We start from the raw sequence: 13,169 nt of genomic DNA, 5'->3' as shown, positions 1-13,169 counted from the left end.
TTTTAAAATTTGAACGGTTTCAATCTGAAAAATAACTTTATTTTCATTTTTAGGTAGAAAACAAAAGGTATTTTATTTATTATTGAATATATAAATAAAATTATTAACATAGGTATTGAATATGCGATGATTAATATTAATGTAGAAATTAATTTGTATTTTTCAGTTAAAAAAATGATGGATATTTCATTGATTGAGAATGCCATTAAAAATGGAAACAACATTTTTGTTTTAACAAATAGATTGTATATCCATGTTTGGAAATCCATATTCCTTTCTCTAGAGGAGTAAATTAAAGATAATTTATCTAAATCCTCTTTTTTTAATTCTTTAATGATTTCTTCTGATTTATTATCATTCATAATTAGTTTTCTTGTAATGAAAAGATGGCAATAGAATACCACTGATAAATTTAATTATATGAAATCACTTGAATTAATTCATACAGTTTACCTTGTCTTATCGCAAGGTTATCATCGAAATTGAATCCGTCAGCACAAAATAACGATTTTATACGGTCAATAATGACATTGTTATAATTGATAATAGAAGGTTCTTCCCCCTCAATAAAATATTTAATCGTAATATCTATTTTTTCATCGTTTTTGATCGCGTCAAAGATTGAGGCTGTTGAATGATCCCAGTCTTTATCAATCGTCAATCGCAGAATTGGAGTGCCATTTTCATCTTTTTCTCTAGAATAACTAATTGAATTAATTAGGACTGCATCATTTTTTGAATTTGAAAGATCTTTCGTGATTATCTCCTGTTCAGACCCAATTATTCTCATGATCATTTTGCGTTTCATGTGATTTCCTTATGTAGCATTTGACTTTAGTAAGCCATTTTTTTTCACATAAAGCAATAAAAACATAACGATTAGGTATATCCGCACGCCAGTGCCAGCAACAATGCCACAATGCGAAATATGACGAAAACAAATTGGTATTCAAAATAATTCGAGCTCTAGCACGGCGGCAATTGAGGATAGTTTAGTATCACGACCTGAAAGCGCTATGACCTTGTCTGTGGATTGAAGGTTGGCCGACTGCAAGTCAATATCACGAGCGGCATTTAACGTGATATTGCCATTTGCGATGAATTTAAAACACAACTTGAGCTTCGCATTATTGCCGTTGTTGCTAATTGAGATATAGAAACCGACTGCTCTGTTATTTAAATCATGTGGGAAGGACTGGTAATTTAGCTTTGAAGTCGATTTAGGCAAAGATATAAACTTTTTCTATGAATTTCTCCCCTGTTACTACATTCAACCAGCCTTTGCTTTAGCAGGTATGGGGACAGAAAGTGATGATGAAAAGAGCGAAGAACAACGCTATTATCGCGCTGAAATTCACTTAAAAGAAGGTGGGCAAGACTACGATGTTATGGGCTGGGCAAAAGAGCAAATCATTCACGATATTCTTGATCAGTACGAAAAACATATTCACTTCTTGCACTTGTTGGGTAAGTAGACCAAAAAAGAAGCACTACCTAAAATGCATCTATAAGAATTCACAGGCGGCTAAAATTATAGCCGCCTGTGTTTATTCGATTGTCAATTAATGCAATAGGATCCTATTTTATGACATTTGCATTTTTGATAATAAAGTACTGACGCTAGCTAAGCGCTTCAGGATGAACTTTTAAATATTTTTCACAAGCTAATCTGGCATAGTAGAAGAAAGTTTTATCCCTCAAATAGACAGACATGACCAAGTGTCTTTTTTCTAATTGATTCGGTTACCATCCGCGTTGACTTGGTTGGTTAAATCGTTAATCACCACAAAACAGGTTTATGTTTTTCTACGATTTCAGTGTGTTTTCGCATTCAATCTCAGTGTTGCTAAAAACGCGCTGAGGCGGTTTTATGATGTCTAACGGGCTGTTTTATTCTCTAAACTTGCTCGTTTAGCATAATGGGTCTTATGGTAATCAATAAATACAAAGTTAAATGTATTCATTTAATTCTCTTTCATTTATGATTTAAGTTTAACTTAAGGATAAGGTGGGGGATTGTATGCAGTGTGGGGATTTAGAGTGGTTTTACTGTCATAACGGTCAAATCATCGATGCAAATAAAGCCCAAAAAAAACGGTTCGCTATCTTTGAAAAAATAAAACGTGAGCTTCAGAATGCACATAATCGTTCAAAAGATTGCTTACCCCCGACAGGATTAGATGAATCGATTTATTATCGGTGTGAAGGTAATCCCCCAACTGTTGATAATGCGTTAAATAATCCCTGGGTGAAAAGAGTCGAAGATTTCGGTGTGACATCCGCTAAGGGTGTCAAAAGAATAGAAGATACCGCTGCGTATCTTGGTGTTTTGCCCCCTCCGTTGATGGGAATGAACTTTCTGCTTAAATCTCGAATTTCTAGAAATCCTCGAGTCATGCAAGAAAATATTGAGGCGATTTATTTATTACGATTTATTAATGACCCCTATGAGAATCTTTCTGAGGTCGTCAATATTATTATTGACTCAATCGTTAACCAAATGCCACCAACGCGAAAACAAAAATTATCTGATTATATTCAAATGGTAAAGACGCAATCTAATCAAAATCAAATAATTAACTTTGAAGATAGATTTAATGTCAAACGGGACATAGATGTAGGAGTTAAAAATTTTGCTATCGGCGTTGGCGCTGAAGTTATGACCGAATCGAAAATTCGTAATTTTATTGTCACTGCGATAATCACTCGGATTGTTGCCGCGATTGTTTCAAAGCATCGGTCTTTTTTTAAACCGTTCGGCGGTCCTAAGAAGGTGATAAGTCGAACCGTTATCGTGGCAACGATTATATACAGTTATGGAACGATTGAGAAAATGTCTGAAGCGGCCAGAAGGCTAAAAAATAAAAATCGCGCCGTCTATGATGCAATGGATAAGAGTCAAATCACCATGGCATATTATTTTGTTGAAGAGGAATTAAGCCCGTTAATCACATTGGCGGCTAGCCCAAGCAATGCCGCGAGTGATGATGCTTTTGTTGCTGAAATTCGCCATTTAATCAACAAGTATAAAAATTAAAAGACGCTATCATCGGAGATACTGTAGCCCGATGTACCCGCCATTATTTGAGCGGTTGTAATATCACGATATCGAATCGTCAGCCGCTCTTCAGGCTCAATATCATTACGTAAAATATTGTTTGGGCATTGGTGTGAGTAGTCAACAATAGAGGCCTCGTTTAATTTTACCGTGAAATATTTTTCAATTCCGCCATTTTGAGCTGTGCGATAGTAATCGAAAACCAGATTGAGGATTTCATTATTTGAAACGGCAATTAACAATAACGGCGATGATTTATCTATCAGTTTGGTGAATTCTACGGGTTGATGCGACAAGTTTTGAGCTCGAGATACGGAAAAGTTTAATTCGGTGACAAAAATTGAGTCTTCTTTCCCTATTTGAAAACGATTTCCGATTGAATCCAGAGTTCCACAACCACGTGATATCAACCCTTGTTGTTTCCCTTCTAATGTGAGATAGATTAAATTAGCCATTAATAAGTCCATTTGTAGGTAAATTTTGGTTATGTTAAACAATAAATTCGCAGTCGTCACCTTATTCTTAGTCTTATGCAACCCTGTATTGGCTCATGCTGAATCCGAGGTTAAATGCATCCCCGAAGAAATGAACTTTGCAGCCTGTGAGACCTTGGCTCAAAAAGGGGATGACGATGCCTTAGTTATGGTGGGGCGTTTTTATGAAACGGGCACTGGTGTGAAAAAAAATCTCGAAAAGGCAGAAGAAATTTATCAGCAACTTGCGGATAAAAACAGTGCGAGAGGGACTAATCTGTTAGCTATGCTCAAAGAAGATCAAGGAAAAAAAGAAGAGGCTATTGAGCTTTATCTAAAAGCTGCAAAATTAGGTTCATCCTCAGCAAACAATAATTTAGGAATGTTATATGAATTAAATCATGATTATGTTAAAGCAAAAGAAATGTATGAAATAGCCATTAAAGAACATAATTCCAGTTATGCCATGATGAGTCTGGGAGATTTATATAGTGATGGTCTTGGAGGAGAAAAAAATACGGAGTTGGCTGAGAAGTGGTATAAGGAATCGATACAATCAGGTAATGATTACGCGATTACACGGCTAGGTATGTTGTATGGAAATTTAGAAAAATATGATGAAGCAATAAAATGTTATGAAATTGCCATAAAAAAAGGTGATCCTGTGGCTATGAACTCTATGGGATTATTATATAAATATGGTTTTGGCGTAAAACGCGATATCAATAAAGCGGTTGAACTTTATCAAAAATCAGCTAGCAAAGATGAATTTAGTGGATTGGTAAATCTTGGATTAATGTATGAGGAAGGACTCGGTGTACCCCAAAATTATGAAAAAGCTGTCGAATTATATCAAAGAGCTTATCAACTAGGTTATGAAGATATCCAAAAGCGCATTGATTTCTTAAATAAAAACTTCATAGAAAAAGAGTAATTAATGTCTGAATTTAACATAAAGGTGCTTAAGCTATCCAACGCTGTGGCTCCAATTTAGTAATGTCCACTCTGGGCTAAGTTAAGATGTCCGTCACGTAGGCTAACTATTAAGGGGGTCACATGACTGCTTATAGAGCGGAATTTTTTACATTGGAAGATGTGAAACGGCTAAATGTGATTCAAAATGTGATAGACCAACGCCTGCCGACCAAAATGGCTGCATAACGATTAGGTATATCCGCACGCCAGCACCAGCAACAATGTCACAATACGAAATATGACGAAAACAAATTGATATTCAAAATAATTCGAGCTCTAGCAAGGCGACAATTGAGGATAGTTTAAGATCACGGCCGGAAAGTGCAATGATTTTGTCTTTGGATTGAAGATTAGCAGATTGCAAATCCATATCGCGAGCGGCATTTAACGTGATATTACCATTTGCGTTATCGGGTATGGGGACAGAAAGTGATGAAGAAAAGAGCGAAGAGCAACGCTACTATCGCGCTGAGATTCACTTAAAAGAAGGTGGGCAAGATTATAACGTGATGGGCTGGGAAAAAGAGCAGATCATTCACGATATCCTAGACCAATATGAAAAACATATTCATTTCTTGAACTTATTGAGTAAGTAACCCTAAAAAAGTGCGAGTGAACATTAAAGACTGAAGTTTATACAGTAATAACCGCCATCTTTATATAAAGATGGCGGTTATTTATGATACATTCCAAACTTTCGCCATGTTTTATTTTTTCGTATAGCCCATAATCTTAACCATGGTACATACGAGGAAAATACTCACTAATTTTGTCGTTATCAAATAACTGGTCTACAGTGAAATCAATAGTATCTGAGACAACAATATAATTTCTAAGAGGGATAGGAATATCATCTATTGTTAAAAATACTGTCGGAACAATAAAACGATAATAATCTCCCATTTTTGTTTCACCATCATAACCTATTGGATAGTTTTCACCTTCAGAAGGTAACTCTAAAGCCTCATAACAAAACATTCCCATTTTGGTAGCTAGTGAAGCAATACAGTTCTTATTATTTTCAAGTCTAGAATTAAAACTTTTTATTAACTCATTCTTATCGCGATATGATACATAAGAATAGCTTGAGTATAAATCAACTGTATAACTGCCATTCAAATTTATTTCATTGACATAGTCTGTTGATTCCCCATCTATATATTCACATAAAAGATTAATATCATTTTTGCTAATAGATGAGTTAAGTAAAACTATTGGGAGCCAACCATAACCATTACTTAACATCAAGGAAAGCAATCCATTTTTATCTCCGGCGACCCAAGTATAGTTACAAGCAAAATCGGGTGACCAATTGTTATCTAGCTGCAATTCCATAGATATCCCTTATTATTCTAAAAATACTTTGACACAATTTTTACAAGTAGGTACAAGCGCTTCTGGGGGAACTTCTGATATATCGAATCCATGGGCATCTCTAGGTCTATATGCTTGCGAAATCCTTATATCTGTTGGATTAACTCCTTTCCTTATTAGCTGGTCAGCAGCTAATACCTCTCCACACCCCCCAACAATATTATTACAATAAATAGTTTTAGTCCCAACATCAGCTCCTCCCAATTTTTTCTTGAGAAGAGTTATTGTATCTTTATGAAGCATATCGGCCTCAATTTTATTACCTACGCTACCTTTGACAATGATAGTGCCTTTTTTTATATCATATGCAGCAACCATGGTTGCTGTATCTCTAGCTTTGTTTTTAGATGAAAATTTATTAATTTCCTCAATAACTTTTTTATTAGCCTCAACACGTAGTTTCTCAGCATTTAGGAGGGACTTTAGTTTACTCGCATCTTGTTTTCCAGCCATTAGCATATGCTTTGAACTGTTCATTGTGGTATTTGCAAGTGCTTTGGCTGCCTCCTCAGAGCTCGCTAGTAATTTATAACCAGCTCCTAAAGCTGCTCCGCTAGAAACAGCGGCTTCTGGGGCAATAACTTCAGCTGAACTAATGGCTAGTTTATTGAAACAGAGCACTAGCCCTGCTTTACATCCCTGCATTCCTAATTTTGCTGCAGCTAATATTTCAGGAGATGCTGCTAAAACAATTTCGCCGCCAATAACTGCGACGTATCCACCTGCTGCAACAAAACCAACAAATATTGCCGCTTCTTGGCGCGCCGCAACACGTCGTGCAGCAGCTTTATCTCCTTTAGCCGCCGCCATCATATCCAGATTGTTCTCTATAATGATTTGCTGTAACTGATGCTCTGTATAATTATACGTATATACCAACTCGGCAGAATTAGCGGCAGAAAAAGCGCCTTCTGGCTTATGGGTAATTAATGCCCCTGCAAATCCACCTAATACTTTAGTGAATTGAGTTTTGGCGTCATTACCCTTGATAGCATCTTGTAGCAATGCGAGTTGTCTTTCTTGCTCATTGATATATTTGGGCTCAAACAATTTACTGTTCAATGAAATTGCAGCTAATTCTGCTGCTAACGCACCAACAACTGCACCTTTGGCATCTCCCCCTGCGATTTCGGCACTCACCCCTGCAACAACTGAGTGACTTAATAATTTGCCTGTATGCCCTAAAATTTCTCCGTTATCACCGATTAACTTTGCACCTTCCGCATTCACCTGATTGCCAATATTACTAAGTAAGGCACTCTTAAAGTTATCGGTAAAGCTGCCACCTTGGATCGTGGTATTCACGGTTGAACTAATCACAGATTGCGCGGCAACACGCTGAGCAACCTTATTCCAATCCCCATTACTTAATAAAGGTAACTTAGCATTCCCCGGATTCCCTTTTGTCCATCCCATTTTGACATCTAAACCATTAAGCGCCCCGGAGATCACCATTTGAGCAACAATAGATTTAACTGTTTCGCTTTTACCTAGTGAATTAAGCGCTTTGGATAGGTTTCCTTGGTTTTCAGCCAGTGCGATCGCTGCTTGTGTTGAAAGAGCTGTCATACCAGAGTAAGCCGCGCCTGATATCACTGCAGCACTCGTACCACTACTCCCCGACGCGGCCCAAGCTGCAAATTTTGTTGCTGTACCTGACGTCATCGCTGCAACAGTTATCATAATCAGCGCAGCAGCAACCGGGTTTAAACTCTGGCTTTTATAATCCCAACTGTCATAGGCGTCTTTAACTAAGTTCCACTGCACATCTTCATGGTCTTTTAAGCCTGCAAGCCACTGTGTACCTTCTGTTTGACCAAGAGCCTCTAAGGCATTTTCTAAGCTCTGACCATTTTTCGATTTGATGTCTGCACTAATGCCCTTTGCTGCATCAACAGTCAGTTTTCCACCAATATGCAATGCAGGTAAAACCCATTTATCTGAGGTATAGCCTTTATTACGTTGGGTGATATAAAAACCGTTAGAATTTGTAATCACCTGTTCAAATTGCGAGTTTTTGACAGCCTTAAAATTCACCTTACCGGTTTGACTGGTGATTTTGGCATTCTTGCCCGTATTAATTTTGGTGGCTTCTAAGGTGACATCATCTTTTGCCAATAAGTTAATGTCGCCACCAGCAGTAAATTCAGTGACTTTATTGGTTTTATCACTGCGTGTTTTTCTCACTTCCTTTTTCGTGATACAAAGCGTCCATCTATTGCATTTCTTTTTATACTCTTCGAAGTAACTGCTTTCCTCCATGGCTTGGGCATAGAGGTACCCACCTTTTGCCGCAATATCCATCGCACCTTTGGCAACGAGACGAGACGCTTGGAACAGAATGCTCCCCTCAGACAAAATGGTCAGGGTTTTACCACTGTTAATTTCAGTGCCAATTTGGCGATATAACTCTTCAAATTTTTTCCCTGACTGCTTACGATAGTTCGTTTTGACCGACTCTAAGCGTACATTTCCACCGCTTGAGAGTGTGATGTCATCTAGGGATTTGATTGTGCTACCTTGTGCAGTGAGTGCGCCATTGGAGGCCAGTGTGATGCCTTTGTCACCGGAAAGTGTCGAGGTCACATAACGTACATCTTGGTTATCTTCGTTGGGGTTGGGAATGGCAGAGTAAGCGGTAGCGGTTAATTTAAGATCACGGCCAGAAAGTGCAATAATTTTGTCTTTGGACTGAAGGTTAGCCGACTGCAAGTCAATATCACGGGCTGCATTTAACGTAATATTACCATTTGCGATGAGTTGCGAACGTAATTCTGGGTAGCGATTGGTTCTAAATATGTTATCGACATCTTTAATGGCTTTTGAGCCTAGACGAATATCTTGGCCTGCATTGAACGTCAGTGATTTTCCACTGTTGAAGGCTATGCCATGCGCTTCAATATTTTTACCTGCGGTGAGGTTTATTTCCCCTGAACTTGTCCAATTTCCTGTTTTTGTGAGTAACGCATTAATATTGGTGACAGGCTCTGAAACCGCGAGTTTCATGAAATTGGATTCATCGCGATGAATAACAATATTGTCATTGGCACTGAGGGTAAGTTTATTCGTTTTGGCTAACTGCGCATTATCAAAAGTGATATTTTTACCCGCTTGGATATGTAACGAGTTTGCGGCGTTGATAACCGGAGGAGATAAGACATTATCTTTAAACGCAGAGACAGGATTTAAGCTATATTGAAGATTGCCATTTTTCGCAATCAAGGTACTGTCTTTAGCCGTTAAATTAACCTGTTTAAGGTTAAGGTCGTTATTGGCAATTAGGCTTTGTGATTGTTTTGCAACCAGTTGTGCATCATGAATATTAATGTTTTGACCTGCAATGATAGACAGATCGTTTTCAGACTGTAAGTTGGTAGAAATATTTATATTATTAGAATTTAAGACAATATTTTTTGCGGTAACGGCAAAAGATGTATTACCTGCTTGTACTATTTTTGCTATAGGTTTTTCGGTGCTAGGAAGCTTACTTTCAAGATTAATGGCGTTTTTAAAATCAAGGACAACATTATTTCCTGCCGATATCGTTTTATAATTTAAGGCTTCGGGAGCCCAAGAATAAAGTTTATCGATTAATTTAAAATCTATCGGTTCACTAACATAAAAAATATCATAAGTTCCATCATCATCGCTTTCATCTGCAAATTTTCCTAAATCTACATTAGATGTATCATATTTATACCAAAGATCTAACTTGCCTGAGTTAAAAGAGGATATTGATGCATTTTGTCCTGTCAATATCACATTGTTTTTTGCTGCAATTTTTCCAAAATCGCTAACTAAATCATTTGCATTAATATAGGCATTCTTTCCTGATGCGATAGTCCCAATATTTCCCAGATTCAAATACTGTTTTCGTTCAACATTAATGCTGTCATTGCTGATCAAATCCATCTCCCCAAACCATTTTTTATAGGGAAAATTTTCTAATCGAGGGTAGAGTGAAATAATTGATACAACTCCTTGCCTAGTACCAAAAAAAGAAGATACATAAGTGCCATTTTTATCACTGGTAGTCGCATTGATATTGGAAATTTCTATTGGAGATGCATTCGCCGTATTTGTCAGTTTTTTTGTCCTAACAACCAAGTCCCCCGCATTGGTCTTTATCGTCCCTGACTTATTCTCAATCAGCGTACTCAAATCCCCCTTGGCATTTTTTTGTATCCACAAATTATCTTGTGCCTGAATAAGTGCGCTATTTCCTGTGTTACTGACGTTATCAGCAAAGACACGCATATCCTTGCCTGCGGTAACTTTCCCGTTATTGGCGAGGGTGTTGGTCGCTAATGTGATGTCTTTGGCGGCATTCACGTTGGCATTGGCGTTAATTTGCAGGTTTTTGGTGCTGACATTAATGTCTTTTTTCCCTTGGATATTACCCGCAAGAGTAATTTTCCCATCGACGGTTAACGTCAGGTCATGTTGGTTGGCTTGCACATTGCTGAGGTTAATCCCCACCCCTGATTCAGTACTCACCAATTTCACTTGGTTGGCATACATCCCACCCAGTGCTTTGGTATCTACGGAAATACTGGGTTTTGCCCCTTCACCCGCAATCGGTGTTACGATGCCTTTTTGAAAATCGACACGGTTGGTGCCTTGCATCAAGGTCAAGTTTTTGGCTTTGATTTGCCCATTTAGTTCGGTGGCGCGGCTGATAATATCGGCATAGGTTTGTGCTTCGGCATTCAGGCCATTGGCGCCAATAACCACACTGCCTTTTTTCACCTCAACCGCAGACAATGCCCCCTTGTTATCCAGAATGGGTTTTCCCGTGGTCAAGGTAATCGCTGGGGTATTCACAAAGCTACAGCCATTGCAGGTAATCCCATTCGGGTTAGCAATTAAGACATTCGCCCCTTTGCCTGCTACTTCCAACTTACCTTGTAATTCTGAGCGGCTACTGCCGGTAACTTCGTTGATAATCAGATTAGCGGCATTTCCCTTTAAATTCGCATTGGCTTTGATTTGCCCTGCAATTTGGGAATTCACATTAGTGGTGGCGTTATTGAGTACCGCCCCTTGTTTATCGACATTAAATTGTTGAAATTTATTGTGGGATATTCCCGCTCCATTCGGCGTGGCGATATTAATAATCGGGACGTTATTTTGTTGGCTGATTTGGGTGTTTTTATCTGCGGCCGTCATAGCGGCTCCCCAAGCGGGATGTAAGGGGTAGACAACGGTTAAGAAAATAATGGTGTAACTTAATATCCGCTTAGAGCGAGAAGGCAACTGTTCATTTAGCATAAATAATCCTTTAAAAACGTAAAGCTACAGAGAAAATGAGACCGACCAATAAGCCGACCAATTGTCTGGTTTAAGTTGTGAGGGATAATGCAAAGGTTTACTGAGTAGAAACTGAGAATAAATTAGGCTATTGCCGGTAAAAGAGAGGCCAACGGCTCCGCCGGCTAAAGTGTCATGTTCAACGTGGTATTTATCTGAGGCAATAAACCCGTAATCTAAAGCCCCGATAAAACGCAGTTGCCCAATTGCCGTATTGGCGATGTCTTTATTAATTTCATTACGCCAATATCCGCCTCGGTTACCACTTAAAGACTGCTCGTGGTAGCCACGGACAGAGTACTGGCCTCCAATACTTATGCGTTCAATACCGTATAAGTTATCGGGCGAATATTGGCCGTAAAATGAGGTTAAATAGGTCAAACCATTAGAGAAAAAATACTGATAGCTGCTGCTTATACTGAATTTGCGGTAATGGCTGCGCGGTGAATCTTTCGCGAGGGTATCCGGTGAGGCGCCAAAGGCGGATATTCCCCATTCAGCGGCAGGGTTAAACGTGAAGTAACCTTGTCCAAGCGTGGTGCTGTACTGCGGGGTAAATGAGAGCGAGGTTAAAGTTGGGCTGCTGATACTCAAGGTTTGGGAAGCTAACTGGGTGTTGGCATTTTTATGTTTTAAGCTACTTTGCAGTGTAAGTCGTTGCTTCCCATCACGATAAACTAAGCGACTGATATCAAATTGCTGATTGGTGTTTTTGCCTTCATAACGGTATTGCTGGCCCGATGCCTGAAATGGTTGTAATGTGTTATTGCGATAAAATTGGTAACGGTAAGACCAATAACCATAAGGCACATTCACATTCGCAACGATATAACGGTTATGGTGGGATACACTTCCATCCATATCGGTATTGCCCGAGACTGACCACTGCTCACCAAACCCTAATGGGGAATCTACCGTTAAACCGCCGGTAAGCAGCTGTTTTCCCGTTGCCTCCATACCCGAGTTATCGAGATTCAACTGGCTCGTGATAGGCCATTTTTTCCCTTGTTGATGAATAATAACCCGAGAGTAGCCATTTTGGCTTCCTGGTTGGATATCGATAGTGTACTTAGCGGACGATAACCGGTTGAGTTGCTCCAACCCTTGTTCAATATGCCGTAGATTTAATATTTTGCCTTGTTGATGAGGAAATATTTGATGAACTAAACGCTTAGGGGAATTTTCAATCTCGATAGTTTCAACATGCCCTTCAATCACTTGTAATAACAATTGATGTGAGGATAAATCTTGCTCAGGAATGATGGCTTGAGAGGTAATAAACCCCTGTTCCATATAGTAATTAGTTACATGCTTGGTGAGCTTTTGTATTTCACTCAGTGTGAGGCAGCGTTTTAAATAAGATGAGGTTAACTGAGTTTGAGTTTTACTGGTGAGCTGTGTGGCGCCGACAAATTGGATTTCACTGATAAGGAAACATATTTCATTTTGGGAAGGAGATGGCAATGCATCTTCAATGGAAATAGTGCTTTGTTTTTCCAATAGATTACGTTGGATTAACTCCGACTCTAACCGTTGTTTTTGTTCAAATTGAATACTTTCATTCGTGGAAGGGAATAATTGATTTTCCGTGTAGCCATAGGGCGAAATCATAAACAACGATAAGCATAATAAACGCCACATAATTTGATATTTTGTCATATTATCTAAATTTTCGTTACGAACAGTAAATTTACCGTAATGTAACTTATTCTCATTAACTGCTTTTAGATAAAAAAAATCCACCATGACTAAAAATTAATACTTTCATTCTTAATATTGTTTTTTTGCGCTATTTCACTGTATTAATTTGACCAAATTGCAATTAACGATAAAGTCTAACGTTATATACTGAAAATCAATCATTTGATTTTATTAGGAATGATTTTTCTGAAGAATTTGTCACAAGCAACCTATAGGTAATTTCACAATTACAAATAAGATATGACAGTGAGGGATTGGCTACTCAACTAAAAGTATAA

At 38.3% G+C, this 13,169-nt stretch carries 10 protein-coding genes and 2 pseudogenes; 4 read left to right on the top strand and 8 right to left on the bottom strand.

Features of this window, described 5'->3' with window-relative positions; all coding sequences use genetic code 11:
• Nucleotides 1–2: 2 nt before the first annotated feature.
• The 3 genes from M0M83_RS04605 to M0M83_RS04595 form a co-directional block, all read right to left on the bottom strand.
• Nucleotides 3–362 carry a hypothetical protein gene (locus M0M83_RS04605; RefSeq protein ID WP_248467712.1) on the bottom strand — a complete coding sequence of 120 codons (360 nt, stop codon included), beginning with the start codon at nt 360–362 and terminating at the stop codon, nt 3–5.
• Between the two features lie 50 nt (nt 363–412).
• Nucleotides 413–808: a hypothetical protein gene (locus M0M83_RS04600; RefSeq protein WP_248467710.1), complete on the bottom strand. Its 396-nt coding sequence runs from the start codon at nt 806–808 to the stop codon at nt 413–415.
• A gap of 141 nt (nt 809–949) precedes the next feature.
• A complete protein-coding gene (locus M0M83_RS04595) occupies nt 950–1,228 on the bottom strand; it encodes a hypothetical protein (protein WP_248467708.1) in 279 nt (92 codons plus the stop codon).
• Here M0M83_RS04595 and M0M83_RS04590 point away from each other — a divergent pair.
• Nucleotides 1,209–1,475: pseudogene (locus M0M83_RS04590) on the top strand (choline transporter); the annotation flags it as partial. The gene M0M83_RS04595 and the pseudogene M0M83_RS04590 overlap by 20 nt on opposite strands.
• A gap of 145 nt (nt 1,476–1,620) precedes the next feature.
• Here the strand turns inward: M0M83_RS04590 and cdiI are convergent.
• Nucleotides 1,621–1,713, bottom strand: coding sequence for a ribonuclease toxin immunity protein CdiI (gene cdiI, locus M0M83_RS21965; RefSeq protein WP_423811129.1), 93 nt, complete (start codon nt 1,711–1,713; stop codon nt 1,621–1,623).
• A gap of 307 nt (nt 1,714–2,020) precedes the next feature.
• Between cdiI and M0M83_RS04585 the strand changes: the two genes are divergently transcribed.
• Nucleotides 2,021–3,037: a hypothetical protein gene (locus M0M83_RS04585; protein ID WP_213912898.1), complete on the top strand. Its 1,017-nt coding sequence runs from the start codon at nt 2,021–2,023 to the stop codon at nt 3,035–3,037.
• On the opposite strand, the gene M0M83_RS04580 is transcribed toward M0M83_RS04585, so the two are convergent.
• Nucleotides 3,034–3,513, bottom strand: coding sequence for an Hcp family type VI secretion system effector (locus M0M83_RS04580; protein WP_125895269.1), 480 nt, complete (start codon nt 3,511–3,513; stop codon nt 3,034–3,036). The genes M0M83_RS04585 and M0M83_RS04580 overlap by 4 nt on opposite strands.
• Before the next feature lie 31 nt (nt 3,514–3,544).
• Between M0M83_RS04580 and M0M83_RS04575 the strand changes: the two genes are divergently transcribed.
• Nucleotides 3,545–4,465 carry an SEL1-like repeat protein gene (locus tag M0M83_RS04575; protein ID WP_213912899.1) on the top strand — a complete coding sequence of 307 codons (921 nt, stop codon included), beginning with the start codon at nt 3,545–3,547 and terminating at the stop codon, nt 4,463–4,465.
• A gap of 442 nt (nt 4,466–4,907) precedes the next feature.
• Nucleotides 4,908–5,102, top strand: a pseudogene (locus tag M0M83_RS04570) (choline transporter); the annotation flags it as partial.
• A gap of 136 nt (nt 5,103–5,238) precedes the next feature.
• Here M0M83_RS04570 and M0M83_RS04565 read toward each other — a convergent pair.
• From M0M83_RS04565 to M0M83_RS04555, 3 genes are read right to left on the bottom strand one after another with little or no spacing between them, the layout of a single operon-like run.
• On the bottom strand, nt 5,239–5,841 hold the full coding sequence (locus tag M0M83_RS04565; protein WP_213912901.1) for a hypothetical protein: 603 nt from the start codon (nt 5,839–5,841) through the stop codon (nt 5,239–5,241).
• 12 nt (nt 5,842–5,853) lie between these two features.
• Nucleotides 5,854–11,151, bottom strand: coding sequence for a DUF637 domain-containing protein (locus M0M83_RS04560; protein ID WP_248467706.1), 5,298 nt, complete (start codon nt 11,149–11,151; stop codon nt 5,854–5,856).
• 24 nt (nt 11,152–11,175) lie between these two features.
• A complete protein-coding gene (locus M0M83_RS04555) occupies nt 11,176–12,849 on the bottom strand; it encodes a ShlB/FhaC/HecB family hemolysin secretion/activation protein (protein WP_248467705.1) in 1,674 nt (557 codons plus the stop codon).
• Nucleotides 12,850–13,169: the final 320 nt, after the last annotated feature.

Origin of the sequence: Providencia rettgeri (assembly GCF_023205015.1) — a bacterium.
GTDB lineage: Bacteria > Pseudomonadota > Gammaproteobacteria > Enterobacterales > Enterobacteriaceae > Providencia > Providencia rettgeri_E.
Note: the sequence above shows the minus strand (reverse complement) of the source record. Positions and strands in the feature narration are given on the sequence as shown.